The organism is Halorubrum sp. SP3 (assembly GCF_005435195.1).
Taxonomy (GTDB): domain Archaea; phylum Halobacteriota; class Halobacteria; order Halobacteriales; family Haloferacaceae; genus Halorubrum; species Halorubrum sodomense.
The window spans coordinates 40815-58792 of the sequence record NZ_SGTU01000005.1 but is presented as its reverse complement, the minus strand read 5'-3'; the positions used below and the strand labels follow the sequence as shown (position 1 = coordinate 58792).

The following is a 17978-nucleotide window of genomic DNA, read 5'->3' as shown; positions in this document are numbered from 1 at the left end:
CGGGGTCGGCGACCCGCGGCTTCAGTCGCGGGCTCGCCGGTGAGCGCCGCCCGTCTCCGCCACCGACCGAACCGTCGAGTCAGTCTCGCAGGCCCTCCACGACGGCCGCGATCCGGTCGATCGCGGCGTCGACGTCGGCCTCGTCGACGTCGAGGTGCGTGGTGAACCGCGTCGTGTAGTCGTCGAATTCGACACAGCCGACGCCGGCCTCCTTACACGCCGCGTAGAGCGACTCGGCCGGGATGCCGGCGTCCTCGGTGTGGGCCACGACGATGTTGGTGTCGGGCGCGGGCGCGTCGACGCCGTCGAGCGCGTCGAGACCGGCCGCGAGTCGCTCGGCGTTGGCGTGGTCCTCGGCGAGGCGGTCGACGTTCTCCAGCGCGCGGAGCCCGGGCGCCGCGATGATGCCCGCCTGGCGCATCCCGCCGCCGAACAGCTTGCGGACGCGGCGCGCATCCTGGATAAACGACTCGTCTCCGGCGAGGATCGAGCCCACGGGCGCGCCGAGTCCCTTCGAGAGGCAGAAGGTGACGCTGTCGACGGGGGCGACGATCTCGCTCGCGTCGACGCCGAGCGCGACCGCGGCGTTGAACACGCGCGCGCCGTCGAGGTGAATCGGCACGTCGGCATCGCGTGCGGCCTCGGCCGCGGCCGCGATCCGATCGACGGGGATCGCCTTGCCGCCGCGGTAGTTGTGCGTGTTCTCCAGGCTGAGGAGCCCGGTACCGGGGCGGTGGAGGTCCTCGTCGACGAGCCCCTCGCGGACGGCGTCGGGCGTCGGGACGCAGCGCTCGCCGGCGTCTATCGTCCGCGTCTGGACGCCGGAGAGCTTGGCCGCGCCCGCCAGTTCCCACCGGTAGATGTGCGACTCGCGCTCTAAGAGGAGCTCCTGGCCCGGTTCCGTGTGGCCGTGGACCGCGATCTGGTTCGCCATCGTTCCAGAGGGGACGTACAGCGCGGCCTCGGTGCCGACCGCCTCGGCCGCCCGGCGTTCCAGCTCGTTGACGGTCGGGTCGTCGCGGTACACGTCGTCGCCGACCTCGGCGGTCGCGGCCGCCTCGCGCATCTCCGCCGAGGGCGCCGTGACGGTGTCGGACCGCAGGTCGATGAAGTCGTCGGACATCCGTTACGGGTCGTTCCGCGGCGGCGGACATATATCTCGCGCTCGACGAACGGCCGCGGCGACGGGGAGAGTTCGGCGGTTCCGCGTCCGGTCCCGGCGGTTCCGCGCGAGTCGGCCCGGTTTCGCGTCCGGTCCCTTCTTAACGGCCGGGATCGATCCGTCGCGTATGGCAACGGAAGCCGCGCCAGACGACGCAGCCGACGCACCGGACGCCTACGACGCCCTCCTCGACCGGGTCCAGCGGTGGAACGCGGTCGGCAGCGCCTCCGGGGTCCTCGGCTGGGACCAGCAGGTGATGATGCCCGAGGGCGGCACGCCCGCCCGGTCGAAGCAGCTCTCGGCGCTCTCCTCCGTCCACCACGACATGGTCACCGCCGACGAGACGGGCGAGCTGCTCGACGAGCTCGACGACGCCGACCTCACCGACGAGCAGGCGGCGGTCGTCCGCGAGGTCCGCCGCGAGTACGAGCGCGCCGACGCCGTCCCGGTCGAGCTCGTCGAGGAGATCTCCGAGACGGGTTCCGAGGCGCTCCAAGCGTGGGAGGAGGCGAAGGCCGAAGACGAGTTCGAGACGTTCGCGCCCTACCTGGAGAAGCACGTCGAGCTGAAGCGAGAGTACGCCGAGCACATCGACCCCGACCGCGACCCCTACGAGGTCCTCTTCGAGGAGTTCGAGCCGTGCCTCTCGATGGAGCGCGCGGAGTCGATCCTCACCGAGCTCCGGGAGGCGCTCGTCCCGATGATAGAGGCGATCCGCGAGTCGGATGTCGACCTCGCGGTCGACACCTTCGAGGGGACGTTCCCCGAGGAGACGCAGGAAGCGCTCTCCCGTGACGCGCTGGAGCTCGTCGGCTACGACTTCGACCGCGGCCGCCTCGACGTCTCCTCGCACCCGTTCACCTCCGGCAACCAGTTCGACTGCCGCGTGACGACCCGGTTCGACGAGGAGGACCCGCTCGGCGCCGTCGGCTCGACGATCCACGAGTTCGGTCACGCGCAGTACAACCTCGGGCTCCCGCAGGAGCACTTCGGCACCCCGCTCGGGGAGTCCCGCGACCTCTCGGTCCACGAGTCGCAGTCGCGCCTCTGGGAGAACCACGTCGGCCGCAGCGAGGCGTTCTGGGAGCGGTTCCTCCCCGTGTTCCAAGAGCACTTCCCGCAGACGGAGGATGCGACGGTCCGTGACGCCTACGAGGCGTTCAACCAGGTGTACGAGGACAACTTCATCCGCGTCGAGGCCGACGAGCTCACCTACCACCTCCACATCGTCATCCGGTTCGAGATCGAGCGCGACCTGATCCGCGGCGACCTCGACGTCGAGGACGTGCCCGAGGTGTGGAACGACAAGTACGAGGAGTACCTCGGTATCCGCCCCGACACCGACAGCGAGGGGTGCCTCCAGGACATCCACTGGAGCCACGGCAACTTCGGCTACTTCCCCACCTACTCGCTCGGCTCCGTGATGGCCGCCCAGCTGTTCGACGCCGCCGAGGCCGACATCGACGACCTCGACGGGAAGATCGCCGAGGGCGAGTTCGACGACCTCCAGGACTGGCTCGGCGAGAACGTCCATCGGCACGGCTCCCGCTACGAGACGAACGAGCTCGTGAAACGGGCGACCGGCGAGGACTTCTCGGCGGACGCCTTCCTCGACTACGTCGACGAGAAGTACGGCGAACTCTACGGGATCTGAGTCGCTCCGTTCCCGCGACGTTTCATTTATATTCCCAGTCGGAACCCCGTCATCAACACGATGAGCGCGAGCATCACGGCGCCCTCGAACAGGCCGACGACGAGGTTCTGCTTCTCGATCGATTCGAGCCGCGAGGAATCCGGATCCGGCGACAGCGTCTCGTAGTACGCGCTGAGCTGGAGCCGGTGGGGAACCGCCAGCCCGAACGCGAACAGCCCCCAGCCGACGCCGAGCGCGAGCCCCGACCACGTCCCGCCGAAGCCGTACCCGAGCCCGAGGTCGGGCGTGAGGAGGACCGTCCCGGACAGCACCGTCGTCAGCGAGAAGCCGACGAGGAAGAAGACGGCCTTCGGAATCAGCGTCCTGTTCACCGCGGCCGACGCCTCCTCGTCGAGGCCGCCGAGCGTCGGACCGATGAGGGCCGGGAAGATGACCGCAAAGCCGAACCAGACCGCGCCGGCGGCGACGTGCGTGTAGAAGAGCAGTTCGGTGCTCGCGAGCGCGAGGCTCGCGGCGAAGAACGCCAGCGGCACGAGGAAGCTCCCGGCCGCGAACGCCGGGTTCGCGGCGTCTGCGAGGTGACGAACCCGGTCGACGAATCCCGACTCAGCGACGTGACGGCTACCTTCGTCAGCGACTGCCATGGACACCGGATCCGGAGTCTCCGTGAAATGCGTTCGGGTCGACACGATCCGGGCCGGTTCTCCGCGCCCCGAGCGCGATCGGAGTCGCGGCCGCGCGACCGCGACCGCCTCACTTCTCGATGATGCTCTCCTCGACGGCCTCGCCGAAGTGACGCGCGACGTCCTCGTAGAACACGAGCGCCTCGTCGCCGGGCTCCACGTCGGTGACGGCCTTGCGCCCCTCGCTCGTGGCGATCTTCACGGTCTCGGCGTTCTGGATGAGCGTCTCGATCCGGTCGGTGCCGTCGTCGGTCTCGATCTCCGCCTGGATCCGGAACATCGGGCGCTTCTCGATCTTCACCCGCCCCACCACCGCCTCGCGAGTGTGGCCGTCGGTGTCGACGACCTGGACCTCGTCGCCGCTCGACAGCTCCGCGAGGTAGTTGGTGCCGCCCTCGGGGTTGCGGACGTACGCGTGGACCGCGCCCGCGTTCACGCGGAACGGGCGCGACTCGACGTACGGCGACTCCGCGGTCTCGGCGTGGACGAAGAAGAGCCCGCGCGACATCGAACCGACGAGCATCCCCTCGCTGTCGTCCATCAGCGATCCCGTGTCGATGCAGACGCGGTCCGCCATCCCGGTCTGTTCGATCTCCGTCACCTCGGCGCGGCGGAGGTCCAGCGTCTCGCGGTCGGCCGCGTCGCGGGCCTCGACCGCGCCGCGGATCTCGTCGGGCGAGTCGGAATCGAGGAGGACGCCGTCGGCGCCGATCTCCAGCGTCTCGAACGCGGTCCGGGCCTCGGCGGCGGTCGTCGCGCCCGCGACGAGGTGCGTCTCCTCGCCGACGCGGGCGATGAGGTTCTCGAGCGGGATGATCGACCAGTCCTCGCCGACGACCACGGTGAACTCGGCGTCTTCGGCCGCCGCCTCGGCGAAGCGCTCGTACTCGGTGCCGAGGACGCGGACGTACGCCCCCTGTGCGCGGTCGTCGCGACGGCGCAGCGTTGTCAGGTCCGCCGACCCGGAGAAGTCCTCGGGCATCGATATCGTCCCGTCGCCCTCCCCGCCCTTCCCGACGAAGTACGCGTCGGCCTCGACGTCGGTCTCGGCGTCGTCGATCACGTCGGCGTCGGAGCGGAACGCCGCCACGTTCACGTCGCCCAGCTCTCGGACGCGACCCACGTCGTCCTCGTCGACGAGCACCCAGTCCGCGCCGGCCTCGATCGCGGTCGTGACCCGTCGCTTGCGCGCCTCCCAGTCGCCGACGTCGCCGTCGGCCTTGACCCAGACCGTGCGTGTCATTACCGGAACCTCACGGCGCGACGGCTTGAAAACTGCGAAAGGAACAGCGGACCGGGCCGAACCGCGGCCCCGCGGTCAAGCCCTGCCCGACCTCACGCCTCGACGAACCCGCCCGCCCGGAGCGCCTCCTCGACGCCGGCGTCGTCGTGGACGACGGCGGAGACCGCCCGAGCGATCCCCTCGGGGTCGTCGTGCTGGAAGATCGACCGCCCCATCGACACGCCGGCGGCGTCGCCGTCCATCGCGCCGCGGACCATCTCCACCGTCTCGCGGTCGGTCCCCTTGGAGCCGCCGGCGATGACCACCGGCAGGCGGGTCGACTCCGTGACGCGTTCGAAGGAGTCGCCGTCGCCGGAGTAGCCCGTCTTCACCACGTCCGCCCCGAGCTCCTCGGCGAGCCGGACGGCGTGCCCGAGGGCCTCGGGATCGGACTCGTCGACGCCCGGGCCGCGCGCGTACGCCATCGCGAGGACGGGGAGCCCGAGGCGCTCGGCGTCGGCGGTCAGCTCCGCGAGCTCCTCGATCTGGTTCGGCTCGTACTCCGAGCCGACGTTGATGTGGAAGGAGACGGCGTCGGCGCCGGCGCGGACCGCGTCCTCGGCGGTGCCGGTGACGCGCTTGTCGCTCTCGTCGGGCCCGATCGTCGTCGACCCGTTGAGGTGGACGATGTAGCCCGCGTCGTTCTTGTTCTCGTGGACGCGGGGCGCGATCCCACGCTGGGTGAGCACCGCGTCCGCCCCGCCGCCGGTGACGCCGTCGATCGTCGACTCGATGTCGACGAGTCCCTCGACGGCGCCCATCGTGATCCCGTGGTCCATCGGGACGATGAGGTATCGGTCGTTCGTGGAGATGCGGTCGAGTCGTGCCGAGAGTCCTGCTGTCATGGTGTGGTGGGTCGTTGTGTGAGAGTGTGGCAATCGGAGGTAAGTCGGTTTCGTTCGGGGACGTATTGTGTCGTTTCGGTCCGCGGGCGTCCCGGTCCGACTCAGGCGGACTCGACGGCCTCGGTCCGCGAGCGGTAGCCGCGCTCGGCGCCCGCCTTCAGCTCTCGCGAGAGCGCCTCCAGACGGTCGGCCACCTCTTCGGTCGACAGGTCCTCCGCGACGCCCTCGGCGACTACGTCGACGAGCGCCGAACCGACGATGATCCCGTCGGCGCCGCCCGCGACGATGCGCTCGGCGTGCTCGCCGGTCGAGATGCCGAACCCGACCGCCTTCGGCACGTCGTACTCGCGGAGCCGGTCGAGGCTCTCCGTGGTCTGGTCGGAGACGTCGTCGCGGGCGCCGGTGGTCCCGAGCCGTGCCTGGACGTACACGTACCCCGACACGCGCTCCATCAGCCGGTCGAGGCGGTCCGCGCGGGTCGTCGGCGCGACGATGAAGACGAGGTCGAGCCCGAACTCGTCGCACGCCTCGCGCAGCGGGTCCGCCTCCTCGGCCGGGAGGTCGGGGACGACGAGCCCCTGAATCCCCGCGGCCGCCGCCCGCTCGACGAACGGCCGGGGACCGGTGCTCGCGGCTTCGCCGCTCGCGTTCGAGGCGCTTTGCGCCTCGCCGTCACCGTACTGGTAAATCAGGTTGTAGTAGGTCATACAGACGAGCGCGGCGTCGACCTCCACCTCCTCCGCGAACGCGAAGAACCGCTCCGGCGTCATCCCCGCGTCGAGCGAGCGGACGAGCGCCTCCTGGATCGTCGACCCCTCCGCGATCGGCTCGGAGAACGGGAGGCCGAGCTCGATCACGTCGGCGCCGCCGCGGTCGAGCGCCTCGACGTACGCCTTCGACGACTCGTAGTCCGGGTCGCCCACGACGAGGTACGGGACGTAGGCGGGGCCGTCCGCGAACGCGGCGGCGACGGCGTCGGAGTTGCCCGTCTCCCCCATTCAGATCCCCCCCGTGAACATCGACATGTCCGGCGCGTTCGGCACGTCGCGCCGGTCCGTCTCCTCGATGGCGGCGTCGAGGTCCTTGTCGCCGCGCCCGGAGACGTTGACGACGACGCGGTCGCCGAGGTCCTCGTGGTGCTCTTCGAGGTAGCCGAACGCGTGGGCCGTCTCAAGTGCGGGGATGATCCCCTCGGTGTTCGAGAGCCGGTGGAACCCCTCCAGCGCGGCGTCGTCGTCGACCGCGACCGGTTCGACGCGCCCCTCGTCGACGAGGTACGCGAGCTCGGGGCCGACCCCGGCGTAGTCGAGCCCGGAGGAGACGGAGTGGCTCTCCATGATCTGCCCGTCGGAGTCTTGGAGGAGCTTCGTCCGCGCGCCGTGGAGGACGCCCTCCTCGCCGGCGTACAGCGACGCGGAGTTGGGCGCGACGCCCGCCTCCTCGTCGACTTCGAGCGTGGAGCCGCCCGCCTCGACGGCGCGGAGCGCGACGGACTCGTCGTCGACGAACTCGGCGAAGGTCCCCATCGTGTTCGAGCCGCCGCCCGCGCAGGCGACCACGTCGGTCGGAAGCCCGCCCGTCTTCTCGATCGCCTGCTCGCGGGCCTCCTCGGAGATGACCGCCTGGAAGTCGCGGACCATCACCGGGAACGGGTGCGGCCCGACGATGGACCCGATCACGTAGTGGGTGTCCTCGACGGTCGCCGCCCAGTCCCGCATCGTCTCGGAGATGGCCTCCTTGAGCGTGCCGCGCCCCGTCGTCACCGGCTTCACCTCCGAGCCGTTGAGCTTCATCCGGAACACGTTGGGGCGCTGGCGGTTGATGTCGCGCTCGCCCATGTAGATCGTACAGGGCATGTCGAGGTGCGCGGCCGCCATCGCGGTCGCGGTGCCGTGCTGCCCGGCGCCGGTCTCCGCGATGATGCGCTCCTTGCCCATGTACTTCGCGAGCAGCACCTGCCCGAGCGCGTTGTTCAGCTTGTGTGCGCCGCCGTGGAGGAGGTCCTCCCGCTTGAGGTACACCTCCGTGTCGTAGCGCTCCGAGAGCCGGCCGGCGCGCTGGAGCGGCGTCGGCCGCCCGCCGAAGTCGGCGAGGCGCTCGCGGAACTCGTCCATGAACCCGTCCTCGTTGTTCAGGACGTAGCGCTCGTAGGCGTCGGTCAGCTCCTCGATGGCGGGCATCAGCGCCTCCGGAACGTACTGGCCGCCGTAGCGGCCGAACTTCCCGTCGTCGCGGCCGCGCTCGCGGCCGGGGCGCCGCGCCCGCTCCGTTTCCTCCGTCGTCCGCGTGTCGGTCTCGCTCATGTGGGGGTCTCCGTGGTGTCTTGGGTGTCGCTCACGTCCTCCTCGTCCGCGACCGCGCCGCCCTCCGCGGCGCCGTCACCGTCCGCCTCCGTCCGCACCAACTCGCGCGTGTTCGCCTCCACGTCGCCGTCCATTATCGCGCTGCCGACGAGCAGCGCGTCGGCGCCCGCCGCCCGCATCCGGCGGACGTCCGCGGGCGATCCAATGCCGCTCTCGGCGATCAGCGTCACGTCGTCCGGGACGCCGGGCGCCACGGACTCGAAGGTTTCGAGGTCGACGACGAGCTCCGCGAGGTCGCGGTTGTTCACGCCGACCGTCGTCGCGCCCGCGTCGAGCGCGCGTTCCAGTTCCCCGCGGTCGTGGACCTCGACGAGGACCTGAAAGCCGCGGTCGCGGGCGGCCGCGAGCAGGTCCGGGAGGTCGTCGCCGACGAAGCGAGCGATCAGGAGGACGACGTCGCTCTCGACGGCGTCCAACTGTCTCTCGTCGACGACGAAGTCCTTCCGGAGGACCGGCACGTCGACGGCGTCGCGCACGCGTTCGAGCGTGTCGACGCTCCCGCCGAAGTGCTCCGGCTCGGTGAGCACGCTCAGCGCCGCCGCCCCGCCGGCGACCATCCCCTCCGCGAGCGCGACCGGGTCGTCGTCGCGAGCGCCATCGGTCGTCGGGCTCGTCGGCTTCACCTCGGCGATCACCGGGACGCGCCCGTCGGTCTCGGCCCGCTCGAACGCGGCCGAGAGGTCGCGGGAAGCGACCGAGACGCTCTCTCCCGAGCCCGCGTCGGCGCGCTCCCGAGCGGCGGACAGGATCGATCTGACCGCCGGCGCCAGCTCATCTGGATCGTCCATTACTATACACTAATGTACGTATCTGTTCATAAGGCTTGCGGGCCTCGCCGATCGACTCGGAATCGACGCGGGGCCGGGTCGGGGACCCGCGCCTGCGATCCAAACTCGGTCTCGCGGCCGGTAATTTAAGTGTTCGACCCTTCCAATGGAGGGTATGAGTATGTCGGGCACGTCCGGCGTTTTCGCCCGGGAGTTCGACGAGATCGGTCGGACCGTACAGGTCGGGTTCGCCGGCGGGCGCGTCATCTCGGTGTCGTTCCCCGCCGATCCGCCGGCGGACGCAGAGACCGATCACGAGTTACTGGACCGGATCGACGCGTACCTCAACGGCGAGCGCGACGAGTTCCACGAGGTCGCGCTCGGACTGACGGTTCCCACCGAGCAGCGGGAGGTGTTGGAGTCGCTTCGGAGCGTGCCCTACGGCGAGGACGTCTCCGTGAGTCGGCTCGCGCGGCTCGCCGGGTTCGACCCCGACGACGCCGACGACTTGGAAATCGTGACCGACGCGCTCACCGACAATCCGATACCCGTCCTGCTCCCGGACCACCGAGTGGGCGGCGGACCGCACGCGACGCCGAGCGACGTCCGGAGCGCGTTCCGGCGCGTCGAGGGCCTCTCTCAGTGACGGTGCCCCGCGTCGGCGTGCGAGACCGGAGAGCCTCGCATGAGAACTCTCTGTGATCGTTCGGTATCGGCGGCGACGAGGCGTTGCGACTCGACGCTCGGTCGCCCGCTGAACGACGGCAGACACCGGGCCGTCAAGTCCGCTGCGCTCGCGGACTCAGATCTCGAAGTCGGGGGTGTCGAACGCGCCCTCGTCGGCGTCGACGTCGTACCCCTTGATGCCGGTGAGCGCCAGGTCCAGCGTCGCCTCGGCGTCCCACCGGCCCGTGTTGACCACGAGGTCGTAGATGGAGCGGTCGCTCAGGTCGATCCCGTAGTATGACTTGTAGCGCTGCTCCTCGATGACCTCGCGGACCTGCATCTCGGAGGTCATCTCCTCGCGCTCCGCCGTGCGGTCCGCGCGGACCTCGTCGGGCGCGTCGAGCCAGATCCGAATGTCTGCGCGGTTACCGGCGATCCAGCCCGCGAGCCGCGACTCCAGCACGAACGCCTTGTTCGCGGCACCCCACTTCTCGGCGATCCGGCGGAGCCGGCGGTCGAGCGCGCGGTCGATCTCCTCGGACTCGCCGGTCTCGGCGATGAGCTGCGAGAGGCTCATGTCCCGCTCGGCCGCGATCTCGCGGAACAGCTCGCCGCCGGAGACGTAGCCGCAGTCGAGCGCCTCGGCGATCCCCTCGACGAGCGTCGTGGCCCCGCAGCCCGGCGGGCCGGAGACGGTGACGAACAGGTTCCGGTCGATCCGTCGGTCGGGCTCCGGCGAGGTGCCGCTCATGCGTGTGGCGCCACGGATGGCCGCCGGATAAACGGGTCGGTTCCGCGAACGTCCGCGGAGCCGACGCAACCGATTTCCCTTCCCGAGCCCTCGTGAACGTCGTGAGCGAGACCACGGATCGCGGCGACGAGGCCGCCGCTCGGGCGCTCCTTAGCGACGCCGTCTCTCGCGGCGCTATCCCGGATCCGAACTTCGATCCGGAAACGGTCACGATCGGTGACGCCGACGTGCTCGCTCGGCTCTCGCCGCCGGTCCGTCGCTGGTGGGTCGAGCGGTTCGGCGGGTACGTCGCCGAGAACGGCGGCTTCTTCACGCCGCCGCAGCGCGAGGCGATCCCCCACGTCGACGCCGGCCGGAACTGCCTCGTCGCCGCGCCGACGGGCAGCGGGAAGACGCTCGCCTCCTTCCTCGCGGTCCTCGACGACCTCTTCGCGCGCGACCGCGCCGGCGAGCTGGAGAACTCCGTCTACTGCCTGTACGTCTCGCCGCTGAAGTCGCTCGCGAACGACATCGAGCGCAACTTGGAGGCGCCCTTGGCGGGGATCGGCGAGGCCGTCGCCGCGGCGGAGGCGGACGGAGACGGTGCGGACGCGACCCGGGAAGCCGCTCTCGACGACGCCGGAGACCCTTACGAGCCCGGCGTCAGGCAGGCGATCCGGCACGGCGACACCTCGAAGGCGGACCGGCAGGCGATGCTCTCGGAGACGCCGCACGTCCTCAACACCACGCCCGAGACGCTTTCGATCCTGCTCAACTCGCCGAAGTTCAAGGAGAAGCTCCGCACCGTCGAGTACGTGATCGTCGACGAGATCCACTCGCTGGCCGCGAACAAGCGCGGCACCCACCTCTCGGTGTCGCTGGAGCGGCTGACCGAGCTCGCGCGGAACGGCGAGGGGGAAAGAGAGACCGCGATCACTCGGATCGGCTGCTCTGCGACCGTCGAACCGCTCGACGGGATCGCCTCGTTCCTCGTCGGGCGCGAGCGCGTCGCGGGCGAGGCGGGCGACGTCGACGGGTTCGAGACGCGCCCCTGCGAGGTGGTCGACGCGCGGTTCGCCCGCGAGTTCGACCTCGAGCTCCGGACGCCCGCCGCCGATCTGATCCACACGCCGCGGTCGGCGGTCACCGACCGCTTCTACGAGTCGCTGCGCGAGCTGATCGACTCGCACGAGAACACGCTGGTGTTCACGAACTCCCGGTCGGGCGCCGAGCGCACGCTCCAGGAGCTCCGCCAGCGGTTCGACTACGACGAGTCGGACTCGGGCTGTCACCACGGGAGCCTCGGGGAGGCCCAGCGCACCCGGGTCGAGGAGGGGCTGAAGTCGGGCGAGCTCGACGTGGTCACCACCTCGACGAGCCTCGAGCTCGGCATCGACATGCCGCACCTCGATTTGGTCGTTCAGGTCGGCTCCCCGAAGTCGGTCGCGGCGCTGCTCCAGCGCGTCGGCCGCGCGGGCCACAGCCCGGGCGAGACCGTCGAGGGGCGGGTGTTCGCGCTCGACCGCGACGAGCTGATCGAGTGCGCGACGCTGCTCGCGCGCGCCGAGGACGGGTTCGTCGACCGGGTGTTCCCGCCCGAGGGAGCCTACGACGTCGCCGCCCAGCACGTCTACGGAATGGCCATAAACCGGATCCGACCGGACCGGGAGGTCCGCGAGGTCCTCCGTCGCGCGCACCCGTACCGCGACTTCGACGGCGGGGCGTACGAGCGGCTCATGCGGTACCTCACGGGCGACTACGACGGGCTCGAAGCGAAGAACGTCTACCCGAAGGTGTGGCGCGACGCCAACGACCCGCCCGACGGCGAACACCACCATCCCGAGTACCCCGTCGGTGAGACGCTGGTCGGGAAGCGCGGGCGGCTCGCGCGGGTCATCTACATGACGAACGTGGGGACGATCCCCGACTCGTTTACCTGTGACGTGTTCACTCGCGACGACCGGTGGGTCGGCACCCTCGACGAGTCGTACCTCGACACGCTGGAGTCGGGCGACGTGTTCGCCCTCGGCGGCGAGCGGTTCGCGTTCCGCTACCGCCGCGGCTCGAAGGTGTACGTCGACCGGACGAGCGAGCGCCCGACGGTCCCGTCGTGGTTCGCGGAGCGCCTCCCCCTGTCCGCCGACCTCGCGCGGGAGGTCCTCGAGTTCCAGGCCGAACTCCTCGACCGGCTGGCCGGCGACGGCCCGAACGCGGGCCCGGCCGCGGTCCGCGCGTGGCTCCGCGAGTTCCCCCTCGACGGGAACTCGGTCCGCGCGCTCGCCCGGATGTACGACGAGCAGGTCCGGTACGCCGGACCGGAGGCCGTCTCGACGCCCGACCGCCTCGTCGTCGAGGAGGAGCTCGACCGCAACGAGTACAAGCGCCGGTTCTACGTCCACTCCGTCTACGGCCGGCGGTTCAACGACGGGCTCTCTCGGCTCGTCGCGGCCGCGGTCGCGGACCGGACCGACGCCAACGTCGCCGTCGCGGTCGCGGACCGCGGCTTCAGCCTCGCGCTCCCGCTGAACCGAAAGGTCGACGTGGCACGGATTCTGGCCGATCTCGACCCGGAGACGGTCCGCGAGGACCTCCGCGAGGCGGTTCAGGGAACGGACCTGCTTCAGCGCTACTTCCGGATCGACGCGGGGCGATCGCTGATGATCCTGAAACGGTACAAGGGGTACGAGAAGTCGGCCGCCGAACAGCAGGTGTCCGCCGAGATGCTGCTGTCGTTCGCGGCCGACTTGGAGGAGTTCGCCGTGCTGGAGGAGACGTACCGCGAACTGCTGGAAGACCGGCTCGACGTCGAGGGGATCCGCGAGATCGTCGGGCGGGTTTCGGCCGGCGACCTCGCGGTCGAACACCGCGTCGTCGACTCGCCCAGCCCCCTCGCGTTCGGCCTCGCGACCCTCGTCGACTCCGACACCGTCATCGCCGACGACGAGTCGGCCGTACTCCGCGAATTCCACGCCCGCGTGATGGAGGAGATAGGCGAGGCGCCGCCGGGCGCCGACGGCGGTGCCGGTGACGAGGGGGACCGCGACGCCGAACCGCCCGCGGACCGCGGACCAGACTGACATGTCCGGTCCCGAGTCGCCTCCGGCCGCGTCCGCGCCGCCTCGGCTCCGTCTGCGGTTCGCCGGGAGGGTCGCGCTCGGCGCCCTCGGACTCGCCGTGCTGCGGGGCCCGCTCGGGACCGCGTGGGTCCTCGCCGCGGCCGTCCCCGGCGCGTACCTCGCCGCGTACGCGCGGACCAACCTCGACGCGAACCGCTCGCCGGACGGCGGGGAGCCGTTCGCGCGGCTCGGCACGGCGAACGGGATCACCCTGTTCCGCGGCTGGCTCGCGGCGGTCCTGGCCGGCGCGCTGGTCGCGTCCCCGCCGGACCCGCGGATCCCCGTCGCGCTCTTCGCCGGCGCGGTCGGCCTCGACGCGGTCGACGGCGCGGTCGCCCGACGCACCCGCGAGACGGTCCTCGGCGCGCGGCTCGACGGCGCGACCGACGCGCTGGCCGTCCTCGTCGGCGCCGCGGTCGCCGTCGCGCTCGGGTCACTCCCGGCGTGGTACCTCCTCGCGGGCGCGGTCTGGTACGCCTACGCCGGGTCGCTGTGGCGGCGACGGCGGAACGGGGAGCCGGTGTACGATCTCCCCCCGAGCCGGATCCGCCCGTTCGTCGGCACCGCGCAGTTCGCCGTCGTCGCGCTCGCGCTCCTCCCGAGCGTCGGCGGCGCGGGCGGAACCCCCCGGCTCACCGCGCTCGCGGGGGTCGCGCTCGCGGCGCTGTTGGGGAGCTTCGCGCGCGACTGGGCGGCCGCGACGGGGCGGCTCGGCCGCGACGACCCGCCGCTCGCGTCCGGACGGGGCGGCGACTGAACGGGGCGGTGACGGACTCGGCGCGGAGTCGGCCGAGTCTACGATTCTCTCGACAACAGGACCGCGAGGACGCCGATCAGCAGGATCTGCGCGACCTTGTCGACGGCGCCGTAGATTCCGATGTCGGCCGGGAACGAGTACGTCCCGGCGACGAAGTTGATGACGTACCACAGGACGATCTGTCCGGCGGTGAACGGGATTCCGAGCGCGTACGTCAGCCGCCGCCGGTAGCCGGCGATGATCGCCGTCACGCCGGCGCCGAAGCCCAGGGTCGCGACGAAGAAGGAGATCCCCAGCGCCCCTCCGACCTGAACCCCGAGCACGGCGTGTACGATCCCGGACACGGTCGCGGCGAGGATTCCGATCCAGTGGAGGGGAGTCAGCGATTCGACATCGACGCCGGCGTCGGAGCGTGCCATGGACACGTGGAACACGGACTCGGACGGCTTATGTCTACTCCTCGTCACCGGGGTCGGCGGACGGGATTCCCGTCCCCGTTACTGCCGTGGGTTTATGCCGGATCGGTCCGTGTAATCGCTAATGACACATCGTCTCGGTCGTCGGTCGCGGACGGGTGAGTCCGCGTGAGCGACGGCGACGCGGAACGAGCGGTGGAGTTCACCGGGCCGGAGCGCGTCGAGGTCGTCCCGATCGACGACCCCGTCCCCGATCCCGACGAGGTGGTCGTCGAGGCGTCGGTGTCGGCGGTCAGCGCGGGCTCCGAACTGCTCGCGTATCGCGGGGAACTCGACCCCGAGACGGTCGCGGACGAGGAGCTGTCCTCGCTCGACGGCGACCTCTCGTACCCGCTCCGGTACGGCTACGCGGTCGTCGGTCGGGTGACGGCGGTCGGCGACGCCGTCGACCCGTCGTGGCGCGACCGGACCGTCTTCGCGTTCAACCCCCACGAGAGCCGGTTCGCCGTCTCCCCCGACGCGCTCCGCACGGTCCCGGACGGGATCGACCCGGAGACCGCGACGCTGTTCGCGAACGCGGAGACGGCGGTCACCCTGACGCTCGACGCCGCTCCCCGGATCGGCGAGCGCGTCGCGGTGTTCGGCCAGGGCGTCGTGGGCCTGCTCACGACCGCGCTGCTCGCGCGGAGCGGCGCCGAGACCGTCGTCGCGGTCGAGCCGAATGACCGCCGGCGGGAGTTGGCGGCCGAGTTCGGCGCCGACGCCGTCGTCGACCCGAGCCGGTACGACGGGCGCGAGGGCGTCGTCGACGCGGTCCGCGAGCGGGCCGGCGACGGCGTCGACCTCGCCGTAGAGGTCTCAGGGCGACCCGAGACCCTCGAAACGGCCGTCGAGACCACGCGGTTCGACGGCCGAGTAATCGTGGGCTCGTGGTACGGGACCAAGCGAGCCGACCTCGGCTTCGGCGACCACTTCCACCGGGGGCGAGTCACCGTCCGGAGCAGTCAGGTCACCACCATCGCGCCCGAGCTCCGCGGGCGCTGGGACAGCGAGCGGCGCCGCGAGACGGCCTGGCGCGAGCTCCGACAGCTCGACGCCGACCTCGACGTGGCCGACCGGCTCGTCACCGACCGCGTCCCAGTCGTGGGCGCACCGACCGCGTACCGACGGCTCGCGGACGAGGCCGAACCGACCCTCCAGGTCCTGTTCACCTACTAATGTACGAACTGACCGTCAGCGAGTCGTTCGTCGCACAGCACTACCTCACCGTCCCGAACCCGCCGGCCGACGAGGCGGAGCTCCACTCGCACACGTTCGAGGCGGAGGCGACGTTCCGCGGCCCGGAGCTCGGCGAGCACGGCTACCTGCTCGACATCGACCTCGCGCTGGAAGCGATCGCGGACGCGGCCGACCGCTACCGCGACGAGACGCTCAACGATCACTTGGAGGGGAACCCGAGCGCCGAGCGGCTGGCGCGGGCCCTGTTCGACGCGCTCGCGGACGTGGACGCCCCGGCCGCGACGGAGCTGACCGTATCGGTTCGGGAGGACGACGCCGCGAGCGTCTCGTACACCGGCGAGCTGCGGTGACCGCGGGATGCGCGTCGCGCTCGTCCTCGCCGGCGACATCGAGTCCGGGTCGGGCGGCTTCTACTACGACCGGCGGCTCCGCGACCGGCTCCGCGAGCGCGGCCACGCGGTCGAGGTCGTCTCGCTGCCGCGAGGGTCGTACCGGGAGCGCCTCGCGCCGAACCTCCGCGCCCGCGGGCTCGCCGACCGGCTCTCCGGTTTCGACGTCATCGTCGAGGACGGGTTAGCGCACCCCTCTCTGCTGTGCGCCAACCGGCGGCTCGACACGCCGACCGTCGCGCTCGTTCACATGATCGCTTGGCGTGCGCGTACGGCGGAGGCGGCGGCCCGGGCGGGGGGGACCGGACTCGGCGGGCGCCTGCGCGCCGAACTCGGGCGCCGCGGCGTCGCGGCCGTCGAGCGCCGGTTCCTCCGCGGGGTCGACGCCGCGGTGTACAACGCCGAGACGACGCGGCGCGACGCGGCCGGGCTCGGCGGGCCCGACCGCAACACCGTCGCGCCCCCGGCCGGCGATCGGTTCGACCCCGTGACCGCGGCGTCAGAGATCCGCGAGCGGGCGGAGACCGGCCCGCTCGAGGTGACCTTCCTCGGCAACGTCGTCCCCCGGAAGGGGCTCGACGCGCTCGTCGAGGGCGTCGCACGGCTGGACGGGACCGGCGTGGACTGGCGGCTGACGGTCGTGGGCGACCGGACTGTCGCGCCCGAGTACGCGGAGTCGGCCGCGGAGGCGGCCGACGCGGCCGGGATCGGCGACCGGGTCGACTTCGTCGGCCGGCTCGGCGACGAGGCGGTCGCGGCCCGGCTCCGCGAGAGCCACGTTCTGGCGGTTCCCTCCCGCTACGAGCCGTTCGGCATGGTGTACCTGGAGGCGATGGGGTTCGGCTGCGTCCCGGTGGCGACGACCGCGGGCGGGGCGGGCGAGTTCGTCCGCGACGGCGAGTCGGGGGTCCTCGTTTCCCCCGACGACCCTCGGGCCGTCGCCCGGGCGCTCCGGGACCTCGACGACCGCGACCGGCTGGCGGCGATGGGGACCGCCGCGCGCCGCGACTACGAGGCGCGGCCGGGGTGGCCCGAGACGCTCGACCGCGTCGTCGTGTTCCTCGAAGCCGAGGCGGCGCGCGGGGCGGACGACCGGGCGGCCGGCGAGCGAGGGGAGCGAGGTGAGCGCGCGTGACCGACCACGCGGCGTACCTCGACGCGAAGCGCGCGCTCGACGACCGGTCGCTGAACCGCGACGTCCTCGACCGGTTCGCGGCCGAACTCCCGCCCGAGCCGGAGGTCCTCGAAGTCGGCGCGGGCACGGCGACGATGGTCGAGCGGCTCGTCGACTGGGGTGTGATCGAAGGGGGTCGGTGGGTTGCGGTCGACGCCCACGAGGAGGCCCTCGCGGCGGGCGAGGCCCGGATCGGCGACGCGGTCGGCAATGTCGCGGTCGAGTTCCGCGCGGCCGACGCCTTCGAGTTCGCGGCGGAGGCCGCGGGCGCCGGCCGGCGGTTCGACGCGGTCGTCGGCTGCGCGTTCTTCGACGTGGTCGACGCGGCGCCCGCGGTCGACGCCCTCGGCGAGGTGACCCCCGTCGCGTACGCGCCGATCACCTACGACGGCGAGACGCGCTTCGCGCCGCCGGATCCCGACGACGACGCCGTCCTCGACCGCTACCACCGTCACATGCGGGAGTTCCGGCCCGGGGGTCCGGACGGGGCGGCGGCGCTGGCCCGGGAGGCGACCGTGATAGCGGAGGGCCCCTCGCCGTGGCGGATCGAACCGCCGTACGAGTCGGGCGAACGGACGGTCCTCGCGCACCTGCTCGACACCGTCGAGGAGGCCGTCGGGGAGACCGGCTACGACGCGAGCGACTGGGCGGACGGGCGGCGGGAGGCGCTCGGTGACGGCCGGCTGCGCTACGAGGCGGCGAACCGGGACCTGCTGGTCCGGCTGGAGTGAGACG

At 71.6% G+C, this 17978-nt stretch carries 17 protein-coding genes; 8 read left to right on the top strand and 9 right to left on the bottom strand.

Features of this window, described 5'->3' with window-relative positions; translation table 11 throughout:
- Nucleotides 1–79: 79 nt before the first annotated feature.
- Nucleotides 80–1123: a low specificity L-threonine aldolase gene (locus EXE42_RS05405; RefSeq protein WP_137706044.1), complete on the bottom strand. Its 1044-nt coding sequence runs from the start codon at nucleotides 1121–1123 to the stop codon at nucleotides 80–82.
- A gap of 166 nt (nucleotides 1124–1289) precedes the next feature.
- On the opposite strand from EXE42_RS05405, the gene EXE42_RS05400 reads away from it, so the two are divergent.
- The gene (locus tag EXE42_RS05400) at nucleotides 1290–2816 is read left to right on the top strand and encodes a carboxypeptidase M32 (RefSeq protein ID WP_092922388.1); all 1527 of its coding nucleotides are present in this window, start codon (nucleotides 1290–1292) and stop codon (nucleotides 2814–2816) included.
- A gap of 26 nt (nucleotides 2817–2842) precedes the next feature.
- Here the strand turns inward: EXE42_RS05400 and EXE42_RS05395 are convergent, their stop codons facing one another.
- The 6 genes from EXE42_RS05395 to trpC form a co-directional block, all read right to left on the bottom strand.
- On the bottom strand, nucleotides 2843–3460 hold the full coding sequence (locus tag EXE42_RS05395) for a hypothetical protein (RefSeq protein ID WP_092922391.1): 618 nt from the start codon (nucleotides 3458–3460) through the stop codon (nucleotides 2843–2845).
- A gap of 109 nt (nucleotides 3461–3569) precedes the next feature.
- Nucleotides 3570–4742 carry a 3-dehydroquinate synthase II gene (locus EXE42_RS05390; RefSeq protein ID WP_137693324.1) on the bottom strand — a complete coding sequence of 391 codons (1173 nt, stop codon included), beginning with the start codon at nucleotides 4740–4742 and terminating at the stop codon, nucleotides 3570–3572.
- Between the two features lie 92 nt (nucleotides 4743–4834).
- Complete coding sequence (locus tag EXE42_RS05385; RefSeq protein WP_092922397.1) at nucleotides 4835–5626, bottom strand: 2-amino-3,7-dideoxy-D-threo-hept-6-ulosonate synthase; 792 nt, start codon at nucleotides 5624–5626, stop codon at nucleotides 4835–4837.
- 101 nt (nucleotides 5627–5727) lie between these two features.
- The gene (gene trpA, locus EXE42_RS05380) at nucleotides 5728–6624 is read right to left on the bottom strand and encodes a tryptophan synthase subunit alpha (RefSeq protein WP_137706043.1); all 897 of its coding nucleotides are present in this window, start codon (nucleotides 6622–6624) and stop codon (nucleotides 5728–5730) included.
- Nucleotides 6625–7929, bottom strand: a complete 1305-nt coding sequence (trpB, locus tag EXE42_RS05375; protein ID WP_092922403.1) for a tryptophan synthase subunit beta — start codon at nucleotides 7927–7929, stop codon at nucleotides 6625–6627.
- Nucleotides 7926–8777 carry an indole-3-glycerol phosphate synthase gene (gene trpC / locus EXE42_RS05370; protein WP_137706042.1) on the bottom strand — a complete coding sequence of 284 codons (852 nt, stop codon included), beginning with the start codon at nucleotides 8775–8777 and terminating at the stop codon, nucleotides 7926–7928. Before trpC ends, trpB begins: the two co-directional genes overlap by 4 nt.
- Before the next feature lie 154 nt (nucleotides 8778–8931).
- On the opposite strand from trpC, the gene EXE42_RS05365 reads away from it, so the two are divergent.
- Nucleotides 8932–9402, top strand: a complete 471-nt coding sequence (locus EXE42_RS05365; protein WP_137706041.1) for an MGMT family protein — start codon at nucleotides 8932–8934, stop codon at nucleotides 9400–9402.
- Between the two features lie 156 nt (nucleotides 9403–9558).
- Here EXE42_RS05365 and cmk read toward each other — a convergent pair whose 3' ends face one another.
- Nucleotides 9559–10173 (bottom strand): (d)CMP kinase, encoded by a 615-nt coding sequence (gene cmk, locus EXE42_RS05360; protein WP_092922412.1) that lies wholly within the window; start codon nucleotides 10171–10173, stop codon nucleotides 9559–9561.
- Between the two features lie 92 nt (nucleotides 10174–10265).
- On the opposite strand from cmk, the gene EXE42_RS05355 reads away from it, so the two are divergent.
- Together EXE42_RS05355 and EXE42_RS05350 are read left to right on the top strand one after the other, a co-directional pair.
- Nucleotides 10266–13229: an ATP-dependent helicase gene (locus tag EXE42_RS05355; RefSeq protein ID WP_137706040.1), complete on the top strand. Its 2964-nt coding sequence runs from the start codon at nucleotides 10266–10268 to the stop codon at nucleotides 13227–13229.
- Nucleotides 13177–14025, top strand: a complete 849-nt coding sequence (locus EXE42_RS05350) for a CDP-alcohol phosphatidyltransferase family protein (RefSeq protein ID WP_241988337.1) — start codon at nucleotides 13177–13179, stop codon at nucleotides 14023–14025. Before EXE42_RS05355 ends, EXE42_RS05350 begins: the two co-directional genes overlap by 53 nt.
- 38 nt (nucleotides 14026–14063) lie before the next feature.
- Here EXE42_RS05350 and EXE42_RS05345 read toward each other — a convergent pair whose 3' ends face one another.
- Nucleotides 14064–14444: a hypothetical protein gene (locus EXE42_RS05345; RefSeq protein WP_137706039.1), complete on the bottom strand. Its 381-nt coding sequence runs from the start codon at nucleotides 14442–14444 to the stop codon at nucleotides 14064–14066.
- A gap of 165 nt (nucleotides 14445–14609) precedes the next feature.
- Between EXE42_RS05345 and EXE42_RS05340 the strand changes: the two genes are divergently transcribed.
- The 4 genes from EXE42_RS05340 to EXE42_RS05325 are packed head-to-tail and all read left to right on the top strand — an operon-like array spanning nucleotide 14610 to nucleotide 17974.
- Nucleotides 14610–15659, top strand: coding sequence for a zinc-binding alcohol dehydrogenase (locus tag EXE42_RS05340; protein ID WP_137706038.1), 1050 nt, complete (start codon nucleotides 14610–14612; stop codon nucleotides 15657–15659).
- Nucleotides 15659–16030 (top strand): 6-carboxytetrahydropterin synthase, encoded by a 372-nt coding sequence (locus tag EXE42_RS05335; protein ID WP_092922424.1) that lies wholly within the window; start codon nucleotides 15659–15661, stop codon nucleotides 16028–16030. Before EXE42_RS05340 ends, EXE42_RS05335 begins: the two co-directional genes overlap by 1 nt.
- 7 nt (nucleotides 16031–16037) lie before the next feature.
- Nucleotides 16038–17204, top strand: a complete 1167-nt coding sequence (locus EXE42_RS05330) for a glycosyltransferase family 4 protein (RefSeq protein ID WP_137706037.1) — start codon at nucleotides 16038–16040, stop codon at nucleotides 17202–17204.
- Nucleotides 17201–17974 carry a class I SAM-dependent methyltransferase gene (locus EXE42_RS05325; protein WP_092922430.1) on the top strand — a complete coding sequence of 258 codons (774 nt, stop codon included), beginning with the start codon at nucleotides 17201–17203 and terminating at the stop codon, nucleotides 17972–17974. Before EXE42_RS05330 ends, EXE42_RS05325 begins: the two co-directional genes overlap by 4 nt.
- The last annotated feature ends 4 nt before the right edge of the window (nucleotides 17975–17978 follow it).

Bases quoted from the DNA above. Each gene is read 5' to 3' on its own strand.
- EXE42_RS05345 (WP_137706039.1), bottom strand. From the start codon at position 14,444: ATGGCACGCTCCGACGCCGGCGTCGATGTCGAATCGCTGACTCCCCTC.
- cmk (WP_092922412.1), bottom strand. From the start codon at position 10,173: ATGAGCGGCACCTCGCCGGAGCCCGACCGACGGATCGACCGGAACCTG.
- EXE42_RS05335 (WP_092922424.1), top strand. From the start codon at position 15,659: ATGTACGAACTGACCGTCAGCGAGTCGTTCGTCGCACAGCACTACCTC.
- EXE42_RS05395 (WP_092922391.1), bottom strand. From the start codon at position 3,460: ATGGCAGTCGCTGACGAAGGTAGCCGTCACGTCGCTGAGTCGGGATTC.
- EXE42_RS05330 (WP_137706037.1), top strand. From the start codon at position 16,038: ATGCGCGTCGCGCTCGTCCTCGCCGGCGACATCGAGTCCGGGTCGGGC.
- EXE42_RS05400 (WP_092922388.1), top strand. From the start codon at position 1,290: ATGGCAACGGAAGCCGCGCCAGACGACGCAGCCGACGCACCGGACGCC.
- EXE42_RS05405 (WP_137706044.1), bottom strand. From the start codon at position 1,123: ATGTCCGACGACTTCATCGACCTGCGGTCCGACACCGTCACGGCGCCC.
- trpA (WP_137706043.1), bottom strand. From the start codon at position 6,624: ATGGGGGAGACGGGCAACTCCGACGCCGTCGCCGCCGCGTTCGCGGAC.
- EXE42_RS05365 (WP_137706041.1), top strand. From the start codon at position 8,932: ATGAGTATGTCGGGCACGTCCGGCGTTTTCGCCCGGGAGTTCGACGAG.
- EXE42_RS05390 (WP_137693324.1), bottom strand. From the start codon at position 4,742: ATGACACGCACGGTCTGGGTCAAGGCCGACGGCGACGTCGGCGACTGG.
- trpB (WP_092922403.1), bottom strand. From the start codon at position 7,929: ATGAGCGAGACCGACACGCGGACGACGGAGGAAACGGAGCGGGCGCGG.
- trpC (WP_137706042.1), bottom strand. From the start codon at position 8,777: ATGGACGATCCAGATGAGCTGGCGCCGGCGGTCAGATCGATCCTGTCC.
- EXE42_RS05385 (WP_092922397.1), bottom strand. From the start codon at position 5,626: ATGACAGCAGGACTCTCGGCACGACTCGACCGCATCTCCACGAACGAC.